The organism is Deltaproteobacteria bacterium HGW-Deltaproteobacteria-2 (assembly GCA_002840505.1).
Lineage (GTDB): Bacteria > Desulfobacterota > Syntrophia > Syntrophales > Smithellaceae > Smithella.
This window is the reverse complement of sequence record PHBC01000003.1, coordinates 506876-532417: the sequence shown is the minus strand read 5'-3', so window position 1 is coordinate 532417 and position 25542 is coordinate 506876. Positions and strand designations below refer to the sequence as shown.

The window sequence follows — 25542 nt, the reverse complement described above, 5'->3', positions numbered from 1 at the left end:
GTTTTCCCAAAGCTTGCTTTGGGGTTTCACGCCCGTGATTCCAAAATTATTTAGGTCATACTTTACCCTCAGCACTTCAGTATATTAATGAAATGTTGATGGTTTTGTCTGTTTGGTTTATGCTAAATATGACATAGGCCATAATTGACAGAATTGACAATATAGTCGCTTCCCGCTATGAAATCCACACTTAATAAAAATAAAACTCTTTTAAATAAGAGTATTGATTATTGAAGATTGGAGAATAACATGGAGAAAAAGGTACCTATTAAAATTGATGGAAAAGATGTTGAAGTGACCGCCGGTCAAACTATTTTGGAATGCGCCCGCGATAACGGTATTTTCATTCCTACCCTTTGTCATTACCAGAACACAACCAACGTCGGGGCATGCCGTGTTTGCGTTGTGGAAGTCGAAAATGCCCGAAGTTTGGTTGCTTCATGTTGCATGCCGGTGAGTCCCAATATGGTAATTCGCACCAATACTTCGGCAGTTCGCGCTGCCCAGAAAATGATTATTGAATTGCTCTGGTCATCAGGCGACCATAATTGCCTTAGCTGCGAACAAAACGGGCAATGTGAATTACAGAATCTGGTTTACTGGTTAAAGATTGATCAACCCCGCTTTGAGATTAAAGCCCCTGGTTATACAATGGATAACAGCAATACAATGATTCAGCGCGATCTGAACAAATGCATCCTGTGCGGACGTTGCGTTCGCGCCTGCAATGAAATTCAGGTCAATGAAGTGCTGGATTTCTCTATGCGCAGTTCGGAAGCCAAGGTTGGGCCGGCATTTGATGATGATTACATCAATTCTTCCTGTGTATTCTGCGGCGAGTGCGCGCAGGTTTGCCCCACCGGAGCCATCACGTTCAAACAGGCAAAATTTGCCGGCCGTCCCTGGGAACTAAACAAAGTCCGCACCACCTGCACCTATTGCGGTGTCGGCTGTCAGATGGATCTTTTTACCAAGGATAATAAAATCGTGAAGGTCATGGGCAATCGCGAATACGGCTCGCCAAATCAGGGAAGCCTTTGTGTTAAGGGACGTTTCGGTATGGATTTCGTTGCTCATCCCGATCGTCTGAAAAAACCTTTGATTCGCTATAAGAAAAATGAAGACTTCACGGAAGCTACCTGGGATGAAGCCTTTACGTTTATCGCTGATAAGCTTTCCAAAATTAAAAAAGAGAACGGTGCAGACAGTATCGCCGGTCTGTCTTCGGCCCGTTGCACCAATGAAGAAAATTACCTGTTTCAGAAATTCATGCGGGCGGCAATCGGCACCAACAATGTCGATCACTGTGCCCGGCTTTGACACTCTGTCACGGTGGCCGGTCTGGCCGCCACATTCGGCAGCGGTGCAATGACTAATTCTATTGACGAAATTGAATTCACAGACCTGATTCTGGCAACAGGAACCAATACTACGGAAAATCATCCGGTCATCGGTGCCAAGGTTAAGCGGGCTACCAAGCGCGGCACAAAGCTGATCGTGATTGATCCCCGCGAAATCGATCTGGTCAAATACGCCGATATCTGGCTCCGTCAGAATCCCGGAACCGATGTCGCCGTTATCAACGGTTTGATGAATGTCATTATCGCCGAAGATCTTTATGCCAAAGAATATGTGAAAGACAGAACCGAAGGATTCGACGCGCTCAAAAAGATGGTCGAAAAATACACACCGGAAAAGGTCGAAAAGATTTCCGGCGTGCCCGCGGAAGATTTAAAGAAAGCCGCCAGAATGTATGCGCAGGCCAACAGAGCCAGCATTCTTTACGCCATGGGCATTACCCAGCACATCAGCGGCACGGACAACGTCAAGAGCATGGCCAATCTTTCCATGCTTTGCGGCAATGTCGGTATCGAAGGCGGCGGTGTGAATCCTTTACGCGGCCAGAATAATGTTCAGGGCGCCTGCGACATGGGCGGTCTGCCCAATGTTTATCCGGCCTATCAGCAGGTCGCTAATGAAGATATTCGCAAGAAATTTGAAGCAACCTGGAACGCACAGCTTTCTCCCAAACCGGGATTGACCATCATGGAAATGATGGAAGCGGCCGGCAAAGGGACGATTAAAGCGATTTACATCATGGGCGAAAATCCCATGCTTTCCGATCCTGATTTGCAGCATGTGAAAAAAGAACTTCAAAAACTGGATTTGATGGTTGTCCAGGATTTATTTATGACGGAAACAGCTCAGTTGGCCGACGTTGTTCTGCCGGTAGCCAGCTTTGCCGAAAAAGAAGGAACGTTCAGCAACACTGAACGCCGCGTACAGCGCGTGCGCAAAGCTGTTGAAGCTCCGGGTGAAGCCAAAACCGACTGGGAGGTCATCTGCGGCATCTCCAATAAAATGGGTTACGCGATGAAATATGCTTCCGCCAAAGAGATTTTTGAAGAAGTGGCGAAAGTCACACCCAGCTATGCGGGAATCTCTTACGAGCGTCTGGAAAAAGGCGGCATACAGTGGCCTTGTCCCACTCCGGAACATCAGGGAACCAAGTTCCTGCACAAGGATAAATTCTCACGCGGTCTGGGATTATTCACCGCCATTGAATTCATACCGCCCAATGAAATGCCGGACAAACAATATCCGTTACTGCTTTCCACCGGACGCGTCCTGTATCATTACCACACCGGCACCATGACCACCCGCTCGATAGGTCTTTCTGAGCGTTATCCTGAAAGTCTTGTGGAAATAAATCCGGTAGATGCCGATAAACTGAAAATTGCCGAAGGCCAGAAAGTCAAAGTTACCTCCCGACGCGGCACGGTTGAAGCCAAAGCAAGCATCACGAAGAAGAGCGCTCCTGGTTCGATTTTCATGAACTTCCATTTCGCGGACGCATCCGTGAACCTGCTGACCAATCCGGCTCTTGACCCGATAGGAAAAATTCCGGAATACAAGGTTTGCGCGGTAAAACTGGAAGCCGCATAATTTTTGAATAATTAACTCAAACAAAAATAAAAAAGAAATGCCTCTGAAAAGAGGCATTTCTTTTTCTAAGTCCTTCATTATGTCATACCGGCCCCGCATACGCGGGATAAACTCCGGCCGGCGGTGTGCCCCTTAGGGTATATCCAGTATTATTAAGTTTTATGTCCCCGGAGTTTTGCTACATCACTTTATCCGCGCTTTCAGCGGGATTAACGATCGCTTTTTTTAGATCGATATGACAGTAGCCGCCAGGGTTTTTCTTCAAATAGTCCTGATGATATTCTTCCGCTGTATAAAATTCTTCGGCCGGTAAAATCTCCGTTACTATTTTGTCTGAATATTTGCCTGACTTTGCCAACTTTTCCAAAGCCGTTTTGGAGGCTTCTTTTTGTTCCGCATTAGTGTAAAATATGGCTGACCGGTACTGAGATCCCCAATCATGGCCTTGTTTGTTGAGACTCGTGGGATCATGTAATTCCCAAAAATGTTTTAACAGCATCTCGTAACTTACCACCTTCGGATTAAAAGTCACCCTTACAGCTTCGGCATGTCCCGTCTTGCCGGTGCTGACTTCTTCATAAGTCGGGTTTTTCTTGAATCCGCCGGTATAGCCGGACTCACTTTTTATTACACCGTTTACCCGGCTGAAGTACTCCTCGACACCCCAGAAACAACCGGCGGCAAAGATCGCCGTTTCGGTATAGCCGGCGGGTTTAGCGTTGAATAAATACATATAGTCACCATATCCCGATTCAATCATTTTTTCTTTCGGGATAAATTTTAATGACGCGGAATTAAGACAGTACCTTTGGCCGGTCGGGGCTGGTCCGTCGTCAAAAACATGCCCCAGATGAATATCAGATTTGCTGCTTCTTATTTCCACCTGCTTCATAAAATAACTATTGTCTGCTTTCTCTGAGACGACATTCTTTTCTATGGGGCGGGTAAAACTTGGCCATCCTGAATCTGAATCGAATTTATCCACAGAGCTAAAGAGAGCCTCACCCGATACTATATCCACATAAATACCTTCTTTGTGGTTGTTCCAATATTCGTTTCTGAACGGAGCTTCTGTCGCGTTATTAAAAGCTACATCGCACTGAAGCGGCGTCATATTTTTTTTGGCATTTTCCGCCATCGTTTTGATAGCCATAACCTTTCCTTCCTTTACTTGCCCGGTTGATACCTCAGCAAGCGAATATACCCATAAAAATCCAAACACTAAAATAATCAGCAATATGTAAGCGTTTTTGTTTTTCATAATCTTACCTCTGTTGTGAATATAATCATTGCTAAGCAAAGGGCAATAGCCCTGGTGACACCCACTAAGAACTATTCCCGACAAAGTCAGAACGAAGTATGAAGCGTAATAGGTAGAAAGATCCTCCTAAGAAAAATAAAAGCTATGCCTCTGCAAAGAGGCATAGCTTTTTGTCTAAGTCCTTCCTTATGTCATACCGGCGGAAGCCGGTATCCAGTATCCAGTATCCAGTATAATTAAGTGTTATGTCCCCCGAATTCTGGATCCGATAGGGAAAATTCCGGAATACAAGGTTTGCGTGGTTAAACTGGAAGCGGCATACCTTCAAAAATTAACTGAAATAAAAAAGCTATGCCTCCGAAAAGAGGCATAGCTTTTTGTCTACGCTGTCATTCCCGCCCCGCATACGCGGGATAAACTCCGGCGGAAATCCAGTTTATTGTAGGGATTGTTCTAACCTAAAGATCTTTACGGTAAGAAATAGGGCGCTGTCCCTATTAACCCTGACAAAATAAATAATACGATAGGGTGTTATGCAACAACGAAAGGTGAATATTATATTGAAGAATTAGGATTTTTCCCTGATTACTTCAATGCTGATATAAAACTGATTATGGAATGGGATGAACCTCATCATTATACAAAAGAAGGTGAGTTATCTGCGAAAGACAAGAAAAGACAAAAAGCAATTCAAGATTATTTTCCGGATTTTAAATTTATTAGAATTAATGAACAAGACATCAAAGAATACTTAGATTAAATTCATATATCTCATTACTGGAGCATAAAATAAATAAGGCGCTGCCCCTTATTTTAAAGTTTGCGCGGTAAAACTGGAAGCCGCATAACTTTAAAAAAATTAATTAAAACAAAAATAAAAAAGCTATGCCCCTTGAACAGGGGCATAGCTTTTTATTTTAAGGTGTCATTCCCGCCCCGCATACGCGGGATAAACTCCGGCGGGAATCCAGTTTGTTGTAAGGATTGTTCTAACCTAAAGATCTCTACGGTAAGAAATAGGGCGCTGTCCCTATTTTACCCCCGATTGCTCTGAAATATTTTAGTTCAATCGAAGGACGATTGAACCAGCAAAAGATTGCATCTTTGATCATCATGAGCCAAGAGGAGACTTGACCCCTTTGCCACCTTCGTCCCTCTTGCTCACCTTCTCTTTAAATTACTCTAGACTCAATTGCCTCAATAGCATTCTTTATAGCAACCAATTCTGTAGATCTAGATTTTTCCATTGCCCTTTGTAATGCTATGAGACTTTTTTTTGTACCAATACGTGCTATATTTTCTGCAGCATCCTTGATAATTTGAACACTTGAATCAGCTAACAAAGTAATTAGTGTATCTTCTGCTTTTTGTGGATCAACCGCTGCGATGGCTAGGATCATCTCTCTCTTTGCAGCAACATTTCCGTATGAAGGTTGATCAAGAAGATAATGAGTGTATTTATCAAAATAATCGTGAAGCTCAAGGGCTCGCACTATGGCCACAAAACAAGGATGATAGATTCTCTCTTCGCTCTCTATTTTGAATAATTTCAGTGCTCGAATTAAATCTTCTTTAAAAAATGCGCCAATCTTTTTTGCTTTCTCAAACACCATCCACGAATAAGATGATTCAATAAGACCTTCTATCACCATACCAAACACAATATCTTTATTTGCCCCGAAACCTTCAAACAAATTTTTCATATTGTTTGCATTTATCAATTGAATAAGAATTCTTTTTAATGTTTTAGTATCATCGCTGGCCTTCTTTTGAACAAACATTGCATTAAGAAACTTTACAACTCTGATCGAAAAGTCTTCATGCTTAATAATATCTTGATGCCACCAGCGTACAATCATTTTGTCTACAAGACATTCGCAATAATTAATATCAGAAGAGTTTTCGAGCAATGTAATTGCTATTTCTTGTATATCGGTAAGTTGCCCAAGCAAATTCCAAGAATAAGGATATATTAAATTGTTGTACCCCTGTTGATTCGTGACATATGCTCGTAAAAGTTCAAGTAGAAAAGGCATATCTTTCGATGTAATATTTAATGCTGTAATCCATTGCTTCATGTCATCATTCACTGCGTAGAACGAATGCATGCAGATAGCCCTTATTATCAATTTTCTAATATCATCTGTTAAAGAGATTTCATTAAAATGTTTCATAATTAATCTCAATTTATCCTCATCTATAACAATACCATGTCGCATCCAGTCGCTCAGAGAATGCCTCAACATTTCATTTAGCGATTTTTTCATTTTTTCTTCTTCAGTCATGGTCTCAGAGTATTTTTTTGCCATAAAATCATGAATTAACTCATAGTATTCTCTTCTTTCAACAACAAATCTTTTTATAATTCTCTTATTTATTAACTTGCCTAATAGATTTTTAACAAGTTCTTCGTTGGCAATAATCTTTCTTAAAAGTTCATTTAAATCTAATTGCTCTCTGATGCCATCTAATGTGGTCAACTGTACAATTATAGTTCTACAAATATTTTTTTCCTCTTCAGTAAAATCTTTCCATATTTTCTCGGCAAAATAATCGGTGATAATAGCTTCAGATCCTTTATTTTTCTTGTATAGCAAAAACAAGTCTTCCCCACTTATTAAATGTTCCTCACACAAAACAGAAAATACTATCTGCAGATCAGGAAGAAATATGTAGCTTTTCTGGTGGATTGCAAACAAGTCTTCAATAATTATATTTAGTTCTTCATCCTTAATGTAAATGCCAGCAGTTTTAAGTGAATTATTAACGATCTCTTTTATCGTGCTCACTGCGGGTTTATACAAAGTAAATAAATTTCTATCATTCAATAGATTTAATTTCCGTTCTTTTGAAAAATCCCATAAATTTTTTGTAAAATCATCTCTTAGCGCAAACATTATTTTTACGTCTGATTTTTCACTTCTTACAATCTTTTCTATGACATTTAGAAAGTCAGTTGTCGTACTATAGTCATAAAGGTTTTTTTCGAACTGATCTAACACAATGGCGATCTTCAATCCCTTATCTGTAATCTTTTTTAATAGTAAATCCAAGTCATCTGAGCCATCTTCTGATATCGTTTGAAGGGTCATTAATAGTTCATTTTTGCCATTATGATAGTTTTCAATATATATTGGCTTAATTTCCAATTCTTCAAAGATAGGGATCAGGCCTGCTTGAATAAAAGAGGTTTTACCAATGCCAGATTCGCCTAATAGGAACAGGTATCTGTTAGTAAAAATATTCTCAATAAAATTTGTTAATTCTTTCTGCCGACCGAAATATAAATCTCTTGATTCGTTATTATATGAAAGGAGAAATTGAAAAGGGTTCTTTCCTGCACGTTCAGGTGTGTATTCTTTAAGTTTATATTTCTGTATTTTAAGATTTACCTTCTTATATGAGAGCCCATTACTTTCAAAAATCGGTGATAAGATATCGAGCTCTCTTTGAAACCAGTTCTGTATTTCGCTCAATTTATCTTTGCTCCACTTTCCTCTGGGTATACCTATAATTTCAAGCTGAAAAGAGTTGCTGTCGCATTTGATAGACTCTATGAAATTATGGTCAATCCAGTATTTACAGCTGTCGCTGCCAACTTTTAAAATTTCTTTTGTCAAGATTGGTGCTCTACTTTTAGCCCAATCCAAGACATCACCAATTCGCAGTAAAGCCATCAGAAGTTTCAATCTTATATCACCATATCCATCAATATAATCAATCTCATCAAATTCGTTAAGATCTGAAACACCGTGCGCATAAGATATGTCTGCAATTCGGAAACACGTGCTTTCTTCGAGAAAAAAATCTTTGTACCTTCCCTTTATTATTTTTTTTGAACGCTGATGATGTAAAGAACGAATTTCAAAAATACTTTGTCCGGGATAATCTCTTTCAAGCATACCGACATCATGCAAGTAAATACTATTTAATAACAAATATATTTCTATCGCAGACATATTTTTCTTGAAATTAATTGGTAAAAATTCGTTTAGTTTTCTTTCTATGGTTTCACAATGTGTACGTCCATGTCCGGTGAAGCCTTCTTGGGAAAGATAATCAAGCACATCTTTGCTTACTTTGTCTTCAGTGCGTCTGAACATTTCAAAAAGAGAACTGTTTTTTTCGGTTAAATAATATCTTAATGACTGTTCTTCGATCATAATTATTCTCTCCAAATATTTATTTGTGAGTTCATGTATAACAGACAGCCTAACGTCTGGTCTTGAAGAGCAAGTGGGGCCAACTTTGAAATATCAGTTTTCAGCCTCCAGTTAACATTACAAATTTATTTTAGTGAAACATGCAGAAACAAAAGTGTCATTCGACACTTTACGCAATCGTGGGACGGAGTTTAACTAACTCCTTTTTTTAATAGAATTCAAGAAAAAAGATTAAAAAGTTCTATGTTCTACGTTCTAGGTTCTATGTTAAAAATAACAGAAAAAGATGTGAATGATGAAGAGTGAATAGTGAAGGGAGGAAAGAAGAGGATTAGAAGATTGGAGGTTTGGAAGTTTGGAAGATTAGAGGATTGTAAAATAAATGCAGAGGACAGTCTAAAAAGAAAGTGGATGGTGCCCCACGGCACTACGTGCCTGGGATAGTTCCACTTACTCTTCGCGCTGCGTTCCATTTGCGCTTAGAGAGTGTCACTAAATGGTGAAGGGTGAAGGGAAGAAATACTGGATATACCCTAAGGAGCACACCGCCGGCCGGAGTTTATCCCGCGTATGCGGAGCCGGTATGACAGAAGAGCGGGAACGACAAGAAACATTGACATTAATAATTATTATACGATACACATAAACATAAAATGAACAACCCCGCCTCAAAGGACGGGGAATTAGAATACAATTAATCCCGCTCGGCTTCGCCTCGGGGATAATTCGACCATCAAATTTCAGTGCACTTCATTTCTGAAATTTGGGTCTCATTAAATTATAGGGAGGTGCTAAGATGAAGTCGACATCAAGAGTGCTTTTGTTTTCAGTTTTAGCCTTAATTATTTTCGGATTTACTGCCAATTTTGCAATTGCGAAAAATGAGGATTCAGCAGTAATTCAGGGTAGCTCCAATACGGCAGTTAAAGCAAAGATGAATGCTTTATTGCTGTACCACACCAAAACAGGTCACACGCTCGAAGCGGCTAATGCCATTGTTCAGGGCATTCAATCAGCCGGAGGTTCTGTAACGCTTATTTTGGCCAAAGACTTTATTCCCCAAACCATTAATCAGTATGATGTGCTTATTGTAGGCAGTCCCTGCTGGGGCGGCAGTGTAGCCAGCGGCGTTGCAGGGCCCATTACTGATGCGATTAAAAAGATCACCAATGAAGTTAAAGGCAAACTCTGCGCCGGTTTTTCAGTTAATTCCGCATTCGGAGGGGAAAGCACGGTACGGTCAATAGGTGAACGCCTGAAAGCAAAAGGATGCGCTGACTATGTAGTAGGCCCGGTTGCCAAAGCGGGAGCAACGTTGAGTCTCTGGGTCGGCCCCGCTGTAAAGCCGGAAGACCTTGCTCGTTATCGTACCTTCGGTGAAGACCTCGTTAAAAAATTCACGGCGCAGAAAAAATAATTACACCCTCACCCGACCTCTCCCCTCAAGGGAGAGGAGATTTTCCGTATTCACGGCGCAAAAGAAATAACTGACGAGAAGAAAGATGTAAAAAGTGAATAGTGAATGGTGAAAAGAAAAAATATTCTATGTTAAAAAAAACAGATTTAAGTAATTTCCCGCGTCGCTACGCTCCTGGGATAGTTCGCCTTACGCTTCAAGCTTCATCCCGCCTCGACGGGATTCGCTTTCAGCTTGGCTCACTAAATTTTTTAAGTAGTTAAGGGTTAAGAGTAAAGTGAAAAGTGAATGGTGAACGGTGAAGAGAAAAAACAGGTTCAATGTTCTACGCAAAGAGGGTTTCAAAATTTCGGGGATTTAGAATTATAATGTTCTTGAATTTCTTCAGCGTCAACAGATCTTCATCGCCCGTGACTATATAATCGGCAGATGCATCGACGGCACAGGCAATTATCATGTCATCATCGGGATCTCGGCAAATACGAGGGGCCGAACTAACTTTGTGAAGTATTTCTGAAGCGGTTTCCGTAATAATGTCTGTAATTTCGGAAATGTCAGAAGATGAAATTTTAAATTTTTTTGTCAGGATGCCTTTAAATTCCCGGAGAATATCATCAGAGAGAATCAAATCGAAGTCATGTTTGCGAGCGCGGATTAAAAGACCGGAACAAAGACCCTCCGTCAGAAAAGCCGCTATCAGAATATTTGTATCAAATACTACCTTCACGATATGGCCTTGAAAACATCATCATCTGTAACAAAACCAGCTGCCTTGGCTTTATTGCTCAGACGTTTTTTCATGCGACGAAATCTGTTCTCCCATAGAAATTCTGCAAGAGACTCTTTGACGATATCGCTTTTATTTCTTCCTGTTTCTTTGGAAAGGACATCAAGGTCTGTAGCCAGTTTCTTGGGTAAACTGACGGATAAAACGCTTCTCATTTTGCACCTCCACCACTACAATACACTACAATAATAAAATATTCAAGTTGAATAATGAAAGCGGGAATGACGCGGGTGGCATTTCGCGATGGGGAGTTTTTTTTGTTACCGTATATGTTATTTGTAACATAACCAGAAGTGTGCTAAGGAAATAGCTGTGATGAAAAAAATTCGTATTGTTGCTGTATTTATTCTAATTATTTTAATGAGTTCTGTTTCTGCTTTTGCGGAGGAAAAAATTTCCATCGCGGTAGCGGCAAATTTTATTTCAGCCTTCAAAGAAATGGCGGCTGACTTTGAGGCGAAAACAAAAATTAAAGTTGAAGGAACTTTTTCCTCTACGGGAAATCTGTACAGCCAGATAACAAACGGCGCGCCTTATGATTTGTTTTTGTCTGCCGATGAGGAAAGGCCTGCCAAACTTTACAAAGATGGTGCGGGGGGAACGCCTTTTATTTATGCCAAAGGACAGGCTATTCTTTGGTCAGCCAATAAGGATTTCTGCAAGGCAAAAACCTGGCAGGATGCTTTAAAGAATGAAAAGGTAAAAAAGCTGGCGATTGCCAATACTCAGACGGCGCCTTACGGTGCCGCCGCTAAAAAAGCATTGGAAAAAGTAGGCATGTGGGATGCTCTGCAAACCAGGTTAGTCAATGCGCAGGATATTGCACAATCATTTCAGTATGCGTCAACATCGGCAGTTGATGCCGGATTCTGCGCGATGTCGGCTACAGCCAGTGCTGAAGGTAAAAAAGGCTGTTTCTACGTTATCAATGAAGCGCCGGAAATTATTCAGTCGGCTTGTCTGTTGAAAAGAACATCAAATCGCGTCGCTGTGGAGAAGTTCATGGAATATCTAAGCTCTACCGCCGCAAAAGAAATAAAAGTTAAGTACGGTTATCGTTAAATGGATTATCTGGCGCTTTATGTGACATTAAAACTGGCATTGGTGACGACCATTTTTTTGATGGTCATCGCTGCGCCTGTCGCGTACGCGCTGGCTTATTACCGTTTCGCTGGGAAATCTTTTCTGGAAGCTCTTATTTATCTGCCGATGGCTCTGCCTCCCACAGTGATCGGTTTTTACCTGATCATCGTCATGGGACCGAAGGGTTTTGTGGGTAAAGCATGGGGGATGCTTACCGGCGGATCTCTTCTTTTTACTTTTATCGGGATAACGATTGCCTCCATTATTTACTCGATTCCCTTTGCTGTTCAGCCGATGAAAGCGGCCTTTTCGAAGATAGACCGCCGGTTGCTGGAGGCCGCCTACGTGCTCGGCTTATCCAAAAAAGCGGCATTTTTTCGGGTGATTATTCCGAACTCCATAAGCGGCATTGCCGCTGCCGCGGTTTTAGTTTTCCTGCATTCGATTGGAGCGTTTGGTGTTTTGCTGATGGTCGGAGGCAGTATTCCGGGAGAAACAAAAGTAGCTTCCATCGCGATTTACGAAGCCGTGGAAATGATGGATTATCGGGCGGCAGGGCTGATCGCGCTGAGCTTTATTCCGATCAGTTATGCCTTTTTATTATTGATCAATAAACTTAACGAGAGATCCAGCGCATGAACATTACCGCTTCTTTCAAAAAGAAATTGAAATATTTTGATCTTGATATATCATTTTCCTTTGCGAAAAAGAATATGATGGTGATAATCGGTCCGTCCGGCGGCGGCAAGACGACCATCATCCGCATGCTTGCCGGTCTCGATACTCCGAAAGAAGGCAAGGTTGTTTTCGGCGATGAAGTCTGGTTTGATTCTCTGCGTCGCATTAATGTTCCGCCGCAGAAACGCCGCCTGGGCTATGTCTTTCAGGACTATACGCTTTTCCCTCATTTGAATCTTTACGAAAATGCGACGTTTGCCTCTGTGGATAAAAAGGAAGTTGACGAGCTTTTCGAGCTTTTCAAAATCGGTCATTTGAAAAAACGCAAGCCCCACATGGTTTCCGGTGGTGAACGTCAGCGTTGCGCTATTTGTCAGGCGCTCGCCAGACATCCCCGCATACTGCTTTTGGATGAACCTTTTTCGGCGCTGGATGCCATTACGCGCCGCGGCCTGCGCGAAGAATTAAAAAATTTGAAAGGCAAAATGTCTTTCCCGATAATTTACGTGACACATGATATAACAGAAGCATTATATCTGGCTGATGAACTTCTGCCTGTTGTTGAAGGCAAAATAGATGATCAATGGATGCAGCGAATGGTGCGTAGAGAACCGTCGGCGGCAGTGGCCCTGCGCGCGGCTCGCGAACCAAGACTGACATTGGTATATTAGTGACACTCAAATTTCTGGAGAGAAGCGAACAGAAATTTGTTAGCGTCACTTATCCCAGGAACGTAGCGACGCGGGGTTAATATTTATTATGCGTAATGAGTAATGTCCCCCGCTGGCGGGGGCAAGGGGGTGGAAGTTTTTGAAACATACGTAATATTGGTCAGTTTCGCCTCATGTGACTTTTATCCACCTCCGTCACTACGTGACACCTCCGTCAGCGGAGGACATTAAATAGTTATATTTGTTATTGCGACACAGCCTATGGTCGATATGACAGATACGTCGAAGAAGCCGACAATCCCGATGAATCGGGACTAACAAAGATAGCGCTTTGATTTAGAAATGAAATAAGGAGCAACAATATTTTATGAACATCTGTACCTATTCCTATGAAGAGTATCTCCATCTGGTTAAATCATTTCACGGCAATCTTGCGCCGGGTTTGATTATCGGCGGTTTTATTGTTGACCTCGCCATGAAGAATCTGCCCGAGGGAGAATTTTTTGACGCTATTAGTGAAACCCCGGTTTGCCTGCCTGATGCCGTGCAGATTTTAACGCCATGCACCATCGGTAACGGCTGGCTCTCTATCGTTGACTTTGGCCGGTTTGCAGTCACCCTGTATGAAAAATATAGCGGCAAGGGTGTCAGGGTTTATCTTGATACAAAAAAACTGGAAGCCTGGCCGGAAATACACGACTGGTATTTTAAAAAGAAGAAGAAGAATGAACAGGATAAAGATCTTTTGATGGCGCAGATCAAAGAAGCGGGGCAGGGACTACTGGGCGTTCAGCACGTGCAGGTCGATCCGGAAAAAGTCCGTCGCAAAAAATTAGGACCAGTGGGTATTTGTCCTGTCTGCGGTGAGGCTTATCCGTTGAAAGATGGCGAAAAATGCCGCAACTGTCAGGGCGAAACGCCTTATTCGGAAGTAACAAAAGTCAAAACAACGAAGTAAATTGAGCGGTAGTTTTTTAAGACCCTCTCCCTTGAGGGGAGAGGGGTAGGGTGAGGGTGAGAACTAAAGCTACCCCCTCCCCTCAATCCCCTCCCTCCAGGGGCGAGGAAGTTTTTTTGGAGATTTGAATGCTGAAAGCAGGAACCATATTAGCCAGGCTATACGATCTTATTTTACCGGAGGCAAGAACCCTCAAGGTTGCCGATCTGCGCATCGGGCTTGGTTACGTAGGCGTCAGGCTGGATAATGGCTGCACAGGAATTGCCGCTGTTTTATTTGATGCGTTGCCACATGGTTGCACGGTTATGCCGGCAGCGGGCAGTTTTGCCGGCTCTCCCGCGGCTGATTTGCTGAAATATCTTATTGACGGAAAGAACCCTCTCGAAATGGCTATAGGATTGGCTGTCGCCAACGCTTTAATTAAACCACCCGCTGATTGTGCCGATAATAACGAAGCAACAACTTATCTTAATTTGAAGTCCGGTGAAAAAGTCGTGATGGTGGGCTTATTCGCGCCGCTGGTCGAAAGAATCCGCGCTACCGGAGCCATCCTGACCGTGATCGAAAAAAATCCCCAGCGACTGGAACTGCTTTCACCGGAGAACAAACAACAGGCGCTGCGAGATTGCGATGTTGCGATTATCACCGCAACCACACTTTTGAATAAAACATTTGAGGAAACTGTGAGCGCTCTGGGTGCGCCGCGTTCGGTCGCTGTGCTGGGGCCATCCACTCCGCTTATGCCTGAGATTTTCCGAAATACCCCGGTAACACATCTGGGCGGCGTTGCTGTTGTTGATTCCGCGAAAGTTTTACAAATCGTTTCCGAGGGTGGCGGTACACCGGCGCTTCGGCCTTATCTGCGCTTTGTCAATATAATTAATAAAATTTCAGGGAACTAATCTTTCACGACAGCTGTAGATATATCCGCCACTGTCTTTAATATATCCGAGTAAAGTAACATTGTGTTGCTGTGCCAGTTTTACGGCGGCTGTGGTAGGAGTGGATTTTGAAACTAAAACCGGAACACCCATCCGGATAATTTTTGTCATGATTTCAGAAGATATTCTACCCGATACGAAAACAATTCCCTGACTGAATAAGTCCAGCTTGTTTTCCTTCAGCATCAATCCGGTTATCTTGTCAAAACAGTTATGCCTGCCGATATCTTCAATCAGTATCTCATAATCGGCAGTATGAAACAGCACGCTGTGTACTCCGCCAACGTTGGCGAATATTTCCGATCTGGTGATAAAGTTGTTCATTAAATCCAGGATAGTGTTAATAGAATAAGTTGCGTTGCTCTCAACAGCTTTGTATTGGCTTTGCTTCAATGGATTGATGTAGGTATAACATTTGCCGCAGCCGGAGGTGATGCTTCTTAAGCTTTCCTGCCGGTCGATTATTACTCCTTCTTTCAGGTTGATAATAACCGCCAGCATCTTGTCATTGAAATAAATATTGTCGATATCCGAATAAGAATTAATAACTCCTTCGTTATAAAGGAAACCCAGTGCCAGTTCTTCCTGATACTGATTCATACAAAGAACCGAGACGAGTTCCGTTCCGTTGACGACGACTTTCAGAGATATTTCAGCGATTACCTTTTTACTGGTATCAGAAACATGGCAACTATTTTTGTCTCTGATGATCTCGCCTACATTTAGTTCTTCGTAAATTGTGTCTTCCAAAGCAAAAATCCTTTCGTAGTTAGCCTAAATATTTTGCCACAGCATAATAATTTTTTATTACACTCTTGAAGAATATTTGTCCATATTTATACAATGAATTTAATCGATACGCTATATTTCTTCAATATAATTGTCATTTTTTCATTATGTCATAAATGACATTAATAATTGAAATTATTAAATAAAATTACACAAAAAAGTTGACATTGGTTTGCGGAAAAGCTATATCTAGCCAAAATTTGACTATCGGTCATATTGAGGAAAGTCAGGTTTTGCTGTTTGATTTGAAATTTAAATATAAAAAAAGCATAAAGTGTAAATTTTGAGGAAAGGAGATTATCATCAATGAACGTCAGCCGAAGAGGTTTCTTGAAGATTTCCGGTGCTATTGCGGCGGTCAGTGGTTTGGGGATTAGTCTTAAGCCCATATCAGCGCACGCTCAGGAACTGAAAATCAAATATGCTAAAGAAACCACCACCGTTTGTCCGTATTGTTCCGTGGGATGCAGCATCATAGTATCCGTACGTGACGGCAAGGTTATCAACACAGAAGGTGATCCTGATAGTCCCATTAACAGGGGAGCCCTGTGCAGTAAAGGCGGTTCGATCTACCAGATGGCCGTCAATGAAAACCGTTTAGGTAAACCTCTTTACAGGGCGCCTTTCGCCAAGGAATGGAAAGAAGTCGAATGGGAATGGGCGTTAGATAAGATTGCCAAAAACATCAAGAAAAGCCGTGATGCCAGCTTCAAGGTAAAAAACGAAAAAGGCGAAGTTGTTAATCGCACTGAAGGCATTGCTTCTGTCGGAAGCGCGGCAATGGATCTTGAAGAATGCTACACGTACCAAAAATTCTTAAGGGGGTTGGGTCTGGTCTATATTGAACATCAGGCCCGTATCTGACACAGTCCAACTGTACCGGCTCTGGCAGAGTCGTTCGGACGCGGCGCAATGACCAATCACTGGAATGATTTTAAAAACAGTGACGTAATTTTGATTATGGGAAGCAATCCGGCTTCCAATCACCCTGTATCATTCAAATGGATTCAGGAAGCTGTTGATAAGCGCGGAGCAAAGATAATCTGCGTTGATCCCCGCTTCACGCAATCAGCATCCAAAGCGCACCTTTATGCTCCTCTTCGTTCAGGAACCGATATCGCTTTCCTGGGCGGCATGATTAAATATATTTTAGACAAACAACTCTTTCATCTTGAGTATGTTCTTAATTACACCAACGCATCATTCCTGGTTAATCCGGCGATGAAACTTCCAGGACAAAATAACGGTGTTTTTTCCGGCCTGAAAGACGGCAAGTATGAAAAAGATACCTGGGGTTATCAGTTGGATGCCGACGGTGTGATCAAGAAAGACAAAACACTCAAAGATCCCAATTGTGTTTTCCAGCTTTTGAAGAAACACTATTCCCGTTATACTCCGGAACTTGTTTCCCGGATTACCGGAACACCCAAAGATAAACTAACTGAAGTTTACAAACTTTATGGTTCAACCGGCAAGCCTAACAAAGCGGGAGTTGAACTCTACGCGATGGGTTGGACACAGCATACAGTAGGCGTGCAGAACATCAGAACGATGTGCATTATTCAGTTGCTTCTGGGTAATATGGGTATCGCGGGCGGCGGTATTGCGGCAATGCGCGGCGAATCCAACGTTCAGGGTTCCACTGACCATGGTCTGCTCTTCCACATCTGGCCCGGCTATCTGAACACTCCGACAGGTTCTCTGAAGGATCTGGCAACCTATAATGATAAACAGACGCCCAAAACAAAAGAAAAAGACTCTCTTAACTGGTGGAAGAATAAGCCTAAATATGTCGCCAGTTTCCTGCGTTCCATGTATGGAACGAATATGACTCTCGACGAGGCTTATAATTCACTACCCAAAGTTGATGATGGCGTGAATTATTCATGGTTGCAGATTTTCGATCAGATGTACAAGAATAAATTCACCGGTTTCTTTGCCTGGGGTATGAATCCCGCATGCAGCGGCGCTCATTCCAACAAAGTGCGTCAGGCTCTTGGTAAAGTGGATTGGATGGTCAACGTCAATCTTTTTGATAACGAAACCGGCTCATTCTGGCGCGGCCCGGGAATGGATCCGACCAAAATCAAGACCGAAGTTTTCATGCTGCCCTGCGCTTCCTCCGTTGAGAAAGAAGGCAGTATCGCCAACAGCGGACGTCTGCAGCAGTGGCGTTATAAAGCCATCCCGTTTTATGGGGATTCCAAACCTGACGGCGATATCATGAGCGAACTTTTCTTCAAGGTAAGAAACCTTTATTCAAAACAGGGCGGTCCTAATGCAGTGGCCGTAACAAAACTGACCTGGCCTTATGGAAAGCATGTCGGCCATGAATTCGTATATGAACCGCGTACGGTGGCCAAAGAAATCAATGGCTACTTCCTGGAAGACAAAAAGATAGAAAATCCGACCAAGAAGGGCGAGTTCAAGGAATTCAAGAAAGGTGATTTGGTTCCCACTTTTGCCTGGTTGCAGAATGACGGTTCCACTTCATCAGGTTGCTGGGTCTATTGCGGTTCCGTAGACAAGGAAAAAGGAATTCTGCCCATGCGCCGCGGACAGGCCGATCCAACAGGTCTGGGACTTTATTCCGAATGGGCCTGGTGCTGGCCTCTGAATCGCCGCATCATTTACAACGGAGCTTCCGTTGATCCGAGCGGCAAGCCCTGGGATTCCAGCCGAGCTGTTATCACGTGGGATGCGAAAGAAGAAAAATGGAAGGGTGATGTTCCTGACGGTGTCGGCAATCCCGGCAAAGGCAGGCCGCCGTTTATTATGAAGCCGGATGGCGTGGCGAGTATTTATGGTCCGGGCTTGGCTGATGGTCCTTTCCCCGAGCATTACGAACCGTTGGAATGCCCCGTAGAAAGAAATTTAATGTCTCCGCAGAAAAATAATCCGGCCATTAAACGGTTTGATAAGAAAGGCGTCGGATCCGATATGGATGTGTATTCCGGCGTCGGAACCTGCGATCCTCGCTTCCCCTTCATTTGTTCGACTTACCGAGTCAGCGAGCACTGGCAGACGGGTGTTCTCACCCGCTGGTGTCCATGGCTGGCGGAAATGCAGCCCGGTATGTTCGTAGAAATAAGCGAAGAATTGGCTAAACAGAGAAATATTAAAGCCGGTGATAAATGTACTGTAAGTTCAGCGCGGGGCGAGGTGGAGTGTACGGCCATTGTTACCCCTCGCTTTAAGCCTTTTAATATTGATGGCAATGAAATCCATGAAATCGGCATACCTTGGCATTTCGGTTGGATTACAACCAAAGACCGAAAATACGATCCCGGCGACAAGAAAGCTGAAGTATTCACCACCGGCGATGCGGCCAACCTTTTGACGCCGACCATCGGTGATGCCAACACCATGATACCGGAGAGCAAAGCTTTCATGGCTAATGTTGTGAAGAAGGGGGTGAAGTAAAATGTCAGAGAAAATTAAATTATACGATGCTTCGAAATGTACGGCATGCCGTGGCTGTCAACTGGCCTGCAAGCAGTGGAACGGACTAAAAGCCGGTCAGACTCAACATACCGGCACTTATCAAAATCCGCCTGCTTTGCAGACAAACACATATATGATTATTCATTTTCAGGATTATGTTGCTCCGGAAGGCGATGTAAGATGGCTGTTCCGCAAAGAGGCCTGCATGCACTGCACTAACGCGGCCTGCGTGACGGTTTGCCCCAGCGGTGCTCTTCATTACAATAAAGAATTCGGCACAGTGGGCATGGACAGAGAAAAATGCATCGGTTGCAAAGAATGTGTTTCGGCTTGTCCGTTTGAAGTTCCCAAGTACGACAAAAAGACGGAAAAGGTTTACAAATGCGACATGTGCGAAAGCAGAATCACCAATAAATTGCCTCCGGCCTGTGTCAAGGCTTGCCCTACCGGCGCTCTCAAATGGGCTGATAAGGATGAAGCCATGAAAATTGCCGAAGGGCGTGTTCAGTATTTAGGAAGCGATGCCAATATTTACGGTGATAAATTTGTCGGCGGAACGCACATGATGTACGTTTTGAAAGAAAAAGCTGACATTTACGAGGGAATCCATAAAGATCCGAAAGTTCCGCAATCTGTCACGCTGTGGAAAACCCTGCTCAAGCCCCTGAGTCTATTAGCCGCGGGCGGTGTAGTGGGCGGTTCGTTACTCCATTACTTTATACATGGTCCGCATAGACCTCATCCGGAGCATTATGATCAAGACAAGAAGCAGGGAGGTGCATAGTATGAAAAAAGAACTGGTTAAAGTTACTTCATTATATGAGAGATTTGTACACTGGCTTATGGCCATATCCTGCCTTCTTTTATGTTACACCGGATTAGGTATGATGTACAGAGAGCTTAATGTATTAGGTGTTATATTTGGCGGAGTCGGCGGATTGAAGACAGTTCATGATGTTACTGCCGTAGTATTTGCTGTAGGCCTGGTTCTGGCGATACTGATGTGGTGGAAAGAAGCTGGTATATTTGTATTTCCTGAGGACTGGGAATGGATAAAAGCAGCGGGCGGATATTTATGGCACCTGGATCATGTACCCGAGACGGGCAAATACAATCCTGGTCAGAAGATGTTTTTCCTGACTGTAGCGTTATTTGGATTGTTGATGATTGGCACGGGTTTTTTCATGTGGTATCCGGAGAAATTTCCTTTCGGCGCAAATCTTATGGACTGGGTCTACACGCTGCATGTATTTGGATTTATGGTTATCTTTGCTTTCTTCTTTGTTCACCTTTATCTGGGTACCATCGGTAATCCCGGTAGTGTTTCGGCAATGATCAGCGGCTATATGGAGAAACCTGTTTTAAGGATGCTTCATCCGAAATGGTATAAAGAGATGGAGCATGAAGGAACGCTGATTATAAAAAAGTAAGATAAGTTTAAATTAAAAATAAATTTTAAGAGGCTTGGAGAAAAGATTCTTTAAGCCTCTTTTTTTATTAGTTGTACTTTCCTAATTCAGAATTATGCCCCTCAATGCTTCTTCAATATTCGGATATCTAAATTTAAATCCGGCATCGAGCAGACGGCGGGGAATTACGCGCTGCCCTTTTAACAAGACGGAACCGAATTCTCCGAGAATCAACTTAATCATAAAACCGGGCGAGGGCATAAAAGATGGCCGATGTAAAACTTTGCCGATAGCTTTTCCCAAATCAGCATTGCGAACAGGCTTTGGCGAACAAAGATTCACTGCACCGTTTATTTCAGGGTGTTTGAGCAAAAAACTAAATGCCTGAGCTAAATCTTCCATGTGTACCCAGGAAAACCACTGCTTCCCGCTACCCAATGGGCCGCCCAGAAAGAACTTGAACAACGGAATCATTTGACCGAGTGCTCCGCCGTTTTTCCCCAATACAATGCCGAAGCGCGTGATGACAACCCGTGTTCCTTTTGCCTGTGCGTTGAGAGCCTCCTGCTCCCAGTCGTAAGCAAGTTTTGCCAGAAAATCATCGCCTGCCGGCATGTTTTCGGTCAATTCTTCATCTGCATGAAAACCGTAATAGCCCACAGCTGAAGTGCTGAAAAATGTTATGTTTTTCGCATTGTCTGGCAAGGCCGAAACCAGATTGCGGGTTGTTTCGATGCGGCTTTCCCGTAGAATCTTTTTTTGTTCAGGAGTCCAGCGGCTGAAGATGGACGCTCCCGCCAGATTTATGATTACATCATGTTCTCCAACCGCATCCTGCCACTTTCCTTTAATTGTTGGATTGCCGTACAGATAGATGAGGCCAGTCATTTTCAGAGTCGCATCGCCTGATGATTGTGTAAGAATTGTAACTTTGTGTCCTTCTGAAATCATCCTTTTGGTAAGATATGTTCCGACAAACCCTGTGCCACCCGTCATGAAAATATTCATAATAAGTCTCCTTTTGTCAAAAAAGAGTTAAATGCAAGACGGTATTAATTGCAGATGGTTTATTTACCATCACCGATTAGCGGCAATACTTTGTCCACTTTGAAATAAATAAGGAATTTGGATTCCGTATTGTTTTTGTATCCGGGTCCTTTATATTTCTTGCGGCGGATTTTTTCAATCAACGGACTGTCTTTTTCTTCGTGTGTTTTTGTCAGATAAAGCCGGCATCCTTTATAAGAACTTTCCTCTTTAAAGAGATATATCGCGGAGGGATTTTTTTTCAGATTGGCGTGAGTAAGTCTATCGGAGGCGATAAAGGCAACTGTATTTTCATCCATAAAATGGGGTCTTCCATAAATGGCCGCGTTAACCTTTCCTTGGTCATCGGCGGTGGAAAGAACACCGACGCCGCTGATGTTTTCGAAATATTCGTCAAGCTTCATATTTCCTCCTTTAAATTCCAACCATTTTCCGGTAAAATAAGGCAGATTCAAACGATTGTAAAGAAAAAGGACAAAGAAAAAATGAAAAAAATATTTATAGTCCTGGTCCTGTTTTTGGCCGCATGTGTCAGTGTACCTGAAAATATAAAGCCGGTGGATAATTTTAACATCGAGCGATACCTGGGCAAGTGGTACGAAATCGCGCGGCTTGACCATTCCTTTGAAAGGGGACTTACCTCTGTAAGTGCCGAGTATAGCCTGCGACCCGACGGCGGAATAAGGGTTGTCAATAGAGGTTATTCGAAAAAGGAAAATAAATGGAAAGAAGCTGAAGGAAAAGGCTATTTCGTTGACCGTAAAGATCAGGGATTTCTGAAAGTTTCTTTCTTCGGTCCTTTTTATGGATCGTATGTCGTCTTTGATTTGGATCAGGATAATTATTCATATGCTTTGATATGCGGTCCGGATAAGTCGTATTTTTGGCTTCTGGCGCGCAATCCCAAAATAAATGATGATTTAAAGAAACGCCTGGTGGATAAAGCTGCCGCGCTGGGATTTGATACGGGGAAATTAATATATGTGCAAAACTAGAACCCGGATATGCTAAACTATAACATAGCCGGCTGTTTCTTTTCGATCCAAAATATAAATTGACAAACGAAAACCGCCTTTCTATACTTCTTACGCAAAAAGCAAGTTCCCATTAGACAAAGATCAAACTGTATTTAACCTACAAGAAAGCAATATCTTACTAAAAAGAATGTTTGCCTCCTTGTAAAATCTCAATGAGTTATGGAGGGTAAAATGAAACAAAAAAGTAAAGTCTTATCTGTACTTCTAACAGCAATTCTTCTTATTGTTTTTTCATCTGTCTCTTTTGCGGTAGACAGAAAAACAGTGCCGAGCACTGTCAAAGACATGAAGACAATTCAGCCGCCTGTAACCACTCTGGAAATTTGCAAAGACCCAACTGTAAGAAATTTCAATGTCACAAAAACGTTATCCGGCAATGTTGCGACATTTACCATGACCGGCCAGGTATGCAACAGTGGGCCCGGCAATTATAATCAGCCCGGCAACAATCTGGAAGCGCATTTTAATGTATATACCGGATATGGTCCGCAGTTCAGTTATCCGGCTTCCGGTGAAACAAAATTTTTCACGCAGACAGTAGGGCCGGTTTTAAATAGTAATCAGTGCATGTCCTTTACACAAACATATACGCGGGATAAAGTTCTTCAGTGGGGTTTCAAACCACCCATTGCTGCTCCCAAGCCAAACGAAAAACAAGTAAAACTACTGTTTGAATTTTTTGTTCGCGATGCAAAAGGTCTTCTTGGAACATCAAGTCAGCCGAAGTCTCTTGATTGCAATACGACCAACAATCTTTTATCTCAGACATTTGAGATGACGGTTTCTACGCAGTAATCTTAATCAGTAAAAGTATATAAAAAAAGACCTCTGAATTTTTTTCAGGGGTCTTTTTGTTTAAATGCAGTCTTGTTTTGTGAACAATGTTTCTTAATTAAGAAACGAAAAAAAGGATCCCATTATTTGCGTATTGCCGGCGAAGTCGGTACTTTGATTAACATGCCGGATGCCGTCTTGAAAGTCATATTTGCCCCATTGCTGGTTCCGTCGCTGTTGACTGCAACAAGCCGGTAATAATAGGTCGTGTTTGCATTCAATCCCGCCAGAGGAGTTGTAACGTTAACGGCGCTTGTCCCGCTGCCCGCCGATTGCGGCGTCAAAGGAACCTTGCCCCCAAAGGCCGGGGAAATACCATACTCAAAATAATATGAGGTAGCCATTCCGTTCGGATTAACCGTTCCTCCGATGGTGGCTGACGAAGCCGTAACATTCCTTGAGTGGCCTGTAATAACGATGGGCGCTTTGGTTATTGCTGCTGTATTGAATGTTTTATTCTCCCCCTGAACAGCTCCTTTTACGTTGTTTGCCGAGAGTCGATAATAATAAGTTGTATTGGGAGCCAGGCTGATGAGGTCTGCGGAAACCTGTATATCATTCTTTCCCGTCAATCCTACCTGACCTGGTGTATGGTACATATTTTGCGGTGATATTCCGTACCAGAACCAGTAAGATGTCGGCGTATCATTTGGATTGATTGTTCCCATGAGGGTCGCGGATGATTTGGTTATGTTCTTTACACCGCCCGTAGTCACCGTAGGAAGGGCAACCGCCACTGTCTTAAATGTTTTTTCCTCACCTGTTGTTGTTCCGGCGCCATTTACGGCAACGAGTTTATAAGAATATGTGGTGTCTGCGTCCAGACTGAAAATTTTGGCAGTGATATTCCAGTCGTTTGCCACAGCGACGCCGACATTGTCCGTCTTTTTCCATTCTGCACCGGCTTTCCGGTATTCAAAGTGCCACATAGTTTGGTCGTTATGCGGATTGACTACGCCGTTAAGCGTAGCGGTGCTCAGGGTTATGTCCGTTGCGCCTCCGGTTGTGGCGGTAGGTGCAATGAGTTTTTCTGTGGTAAAGGTTTTGTCTTCACCGTAGCTTACGCCCAGTGTATTGCTTGCCACAATCCGATAGTGATAAAGCTTGCCCGGAGAGAAGCTATTCGTCAATGGTAGTGAAGCAGACACAACATCGCTGCCTTTTCCGGCGTAAACCTGGGATTTCTTTATTCCGTAGGATGCGGTTTCTCCATATTCAAAGTAGTACATTGTGTCGAGTCCGGAAGGATTGACTGTACCTCTGAGTGTTGCCCCATGCGTTTTAATGTCGGATGCGTCAAATGTTTTTACAGTCGGTTTGGATGGTGTGAAAAACATTTTATATTCGCCTAATGATTCTCCTCCCTGCTGGTTGGATGCGCGCAGACGATACATGTATCTGGTTCCCGGTGTCAATCCGGTAACTTTGATGTTCAGCGTTACCGGGCTGTTGCCTGAACCGATGTTCTGACCGACAGCAATTCCGGAAGGATTGCACATGACACAATATGGCATGTAACGGAAATAGGCATCGGTGCTGTTGCCATTGGGATTTGCCGTTCCGTGGAGCACTGCCGAGGTGGAGGTAACATCCGTCGCCTCGTTTGTCGTTGCTTTGGGGGGAATATGCGTGGAGAATGTCCTGTCTTCGCCGTATGCCAAAGACCATTTTTTCCACACATTGTCGTAGTATTTGACGACAAGACGGACATGGTAAGTCTGCTGCGGTGTAAGATTGGTAATCTGGCCGGTGGCTTCACAGACTTCGCCCGAAGCGGTTACTTTGCATTCCCTGTACGGCGATATCTGGGATCCGTAGCTTGTACTCGTGCCGTATTCAAAGTAAGCATTGTCTATCTGGAGTTTATATGGTCTGTAAGTTCCCTTAAGGTTGGCTGTGGTCGAAGTGCTGTCTACGATTCCGTAAGTGCTCACAAGAGGAGTCGCCGGTTCGACCGCCCATGTTATTTGTGTCATTTGACTAACTGACCAGACAGTCACTATAACGGCCATGATTAAAATAATGATATAGTTTTTATTTTTCATTCTTTGTTACTCCTCTTGATTTATGTTTTTAT

General features: G+C 43.0%; 20 protein-coding genes. 12 read left to right on the top strand and 8 right to left on the bottom strand.

The window, feature by feature from the left end; translation table 11 throughout:
• Positions 1 to 249: 249 nt before the first annotated feature.
• A complete protein-coding gene (locus CVU62_09465; protein PKN37937.1) occupies positions 250 to 2946 on the top strand; it encodes a formate dehydrogenase subunit alpha in 2697 nt (898 codons plus the stop codon).
• A 178-nt stretch (positions 2947 to 3124) separates the two neighbouring features.
• Here CVU62_09465 and CVU62_09460 read toward each other — a convergent pair whose 3' ends face one another.
• Positions 3125 to 4099 (bottom strand): peptide-methionine (S)-S-oxide reductase, encoded by a 975-nt coding sequence (locus CVU62_09460; protein PKN38064.1) that lies wholly within the window; start codon positions 4097 to 4099, stop codon positions 3125 to 3127.
• A gap of 1280 nt (positions 4100 to 5379) precedes the next feature.
• Positions 5380 to 8370, bottom strand: a complete 2991-nt coding sequence (locus CVU62_09455) for a hypothetical protein (protein ID PKN37936.1) — start codon at positions 8368 to 8370, stop codon at positions 5380 to 5382.
• 796 nt (positions 8371 to 9166) lie between these two features.
• Here CVU62_09455 and CVU62_09450 point away from each other — a divergent pair.
• Positions 9167 to 9787, top strand: coding sequence for a hypothetical protein (locus CVU62_09450; protein ID PKN37935.1), 621 nt, complete (start codon positions 9167 to 9169; stop codon positions 9785 to 9787).
• Positions 9788 to 10112: 325 nt separating this feature from the next.
• Here the strand turns inward: CVU62_09450 and CVU62_09445 are convergent, their stop codons facing one another.
• Both CVU62_09445 and CVU62_09440 read right to left on the bottom strand, forming a co-directional pair.
• Positions 10113 to 10517, bottom strand: a complete 405-nt coding sequence (locus CVU62_09445; protein PKN37934.1) for a putative toxin-antitoxin system toxin component, PIN family — start codon at positions 10515 to 10517, stop codon at positions 10113 to 10115.
• Positions 10511 to 10729 carry a CopG family transcriptional regulator gene (locus CVU62_09440; protein PKN37933.1) on the bottom strand — a complete coding sequence of 73 codons (219 nt, stop codon included), beginning with the start codon at positions 10727 to 10729 and terminating at the stop codon, positions 10511 to 10513. Before CVU62_09440 ends, CVU62_09445 begins: the two co-directional genes overlap by 7 nt.
• Positions 10730 to 10889: 160 nt before the next feature.
• Here CVU62_09440 and modA point away from each other — a divergent pair, with 160 nt between their 5' ends.
• The 5 genes from modA (at position 10890) to CVU62_09415 (ending at position 14866) form a co-directional block, all read left to right on the top strand.
• Complete coding sequence (modA, locus tag CVU62_09435) at positions 10890 to 11636, top strand: molybdate ABC transporter substrate-binding protein (GenBank protein PKN37932.1); 747 nt, start codon at positions 10890 to 10892, stop codon at positions 11634 to 11636.
• Positions 11637 to 12296 carry a molybdate ABC transporter permease subunit gene (modB, locus tag CVU62_09430; GenBank protein ID PKN37931.1) on the top strand — a complete coding sequence of 220 codons (660 nt, stop codon included), beginning with the start codon at positions 11637 to 11639 and terminating at the stop codon, positions 12294 to 12296.
• On the top strand, positions 12293 to 13006 hold the full coding sequence (locus tag CVU62_09425) for a molybdenum ABC transporter ATP-binding protein (protein PKN37930.1): 714 nt from the start codon (positions 12293 to 12295) through the stop codon (positions 13004 to 13006). Before modB ends, CVU62_09425 begins: the two co-directional genes overlap by 4 nt.
• A gap of 367 nt (positions 13007 to 13373) precedes the next feature.
• Complete coding sequence (locus tag CVU62_09420; GenBank protein PKN37929.1) at positions 13374 to 13964, top strand: tRNA CCA-pyrophosphorylase; 591 nt, start codon at positions 13374 to 13376, stop codon at positions 13962 to 13964.
• A gap of 128 nt (positions 13965 to 14092) precedes the next feature.
• Positions 14093 to 14866, top strand: a complete 774-nt coding sequence (locus CVU62_09415; GenBank protein PKN37928.1) for a hypothetical protein — start codon at positions 14093 to 14095, stop codon at positions 14864 to 14866.
• Here CVU62_09415 and CVU62_09410 read toward each other — a convergent pair.
• Entirely contained in the window at positions 14855 to 15664 is an 810-nt protein-coding gene (locus tag CVU62_09410; protein PKN37927.1) for a formate dehydrogenase family accessory protein FdhD, read from the bottom strand. The two genes, CVU62_09415 and CVU62_09410, sit on opposite strands and share 12 nt — an antisense overlap.
• A gap of 336 nt (positions 15665 to 16000) precedes the next feature.
• Between CVU62_09410 and fdnG the strand changes: the two genes are divergently transcribed.
• From fdnG to CVU62_09395, 3 genes are read left to right on the top strand one after another with little or no spacing between them, the layout of a single operon-like run.
• Positions 16001 to 19117 carry a formate dehydrogenase-N subunit alpha gene (gene fdnG / locus CVU62_09405; GenBank protein ID PKN37926.1) on the top strand — a complete coding sequence of 1039 codons (3117 nt, stop codon included), beginning with the start codon at positions 16001 to 16003 and terminating at the stop codon, positions 19115 to 19117.
• 1 nt (position 19118) lies between these two features.
• Positions 19119 to 19922: a formate dehydrogenase subunit beta gene (locus CVU62_09400; protein PKN37925.1), complete on the top strand. Its 804-nt coding sequence runs from the start codon at positions 19119 to 19121 to the stop codon at positions 19920 to 19922.
• Between the two features lies 1 nt (position 19923).
• Positions 19924 to 20568: a formate dehydrogenase subunit gamma gene (locus CVU62_09395; GenBank protein PKN37924.1), complete on the top strand. Its 645-nt coding sequence runs from the start codon at positions 19924 to 19926 to the stop codon at positions 20566 to 20568.
• 81 nt (positions 20569 to 20649) lie between these two features.
• Here CVU62_09395 and CVU62_09390 read toward each other — a convergent pair whose 3' ends face one another.
• Both CVU62_09390 and CVU62_09385 read right to left on the bottom strand, forming a co-directional pair.
• Positions 20650 to 21555, bottom strand: a complete 906-nt coding sequence (locus tag CVU62_09390) for a TIGR01777 family protein (GenBank protein ID PKN37923.1) — start codon at positions 21553 to 21555, stop codon at positions 20650 to 20652.
• A gap of 59 nt (positions 21556 to 21614) precedes the next feature.
• The gene (locus tag CVU62_09385) at positions 21615 to 21998 is read right to left on the bottom strand and encodes a pyridoxamine 5'-phosphate oxidase (GenBank protein ID PKN37922.1); all 384 of its coding nucleotides are present in this window, start codon (positions 21996 to 21998) and stop codon (positions 21615 to 21617) included.
• 81 nt (positions 21999 to 22079) lie between these two features.
• On the opposite strand from CVU62_09385, the gene CVU62_09380 reads away from it, so the two are divergent.
• The gene (locus tag CVU62_09380; GenBank protein ID PKN37921.1) at positions 22080 to 22589 is read left to right on the top strand and encodes a lipocalin; all 510 of its coding nucleotides are present in this window, start codon (positions 22080 to 22082) and stop codon (positions 22587 to 22589) included.
• Between the two features lie 213 nt (positions 22590 to 22802).
• Positions 22803 to 23426, top strand: a complete 624-nt coding sequence (locus CVU62_09375) for a hypothetical protein (protein PKN37920.1) — start codon at positions 22803 to 22805, stop codon at positions 23424 to 23426.
• A gap of 122 nt (positions 23427 to 23548) precedes the next feature.
• On the opposite strand, the gene CVU62_09370 is transcribed toward CVU62_09375, so the two are convergent.
• Positions 23549 to 25510: a hypothetical protein gene (locus CVU62_09370; GenBank protein ID PKN37919.1), complete on the bottom strand. Its 1962-nt coding sequence runs from the start codon at positions 25508 to 25510 to the stop codon at positions 23549 to 23551.
• Positions 25511 to 25542 lie beyond the last annotated feature (32 nt).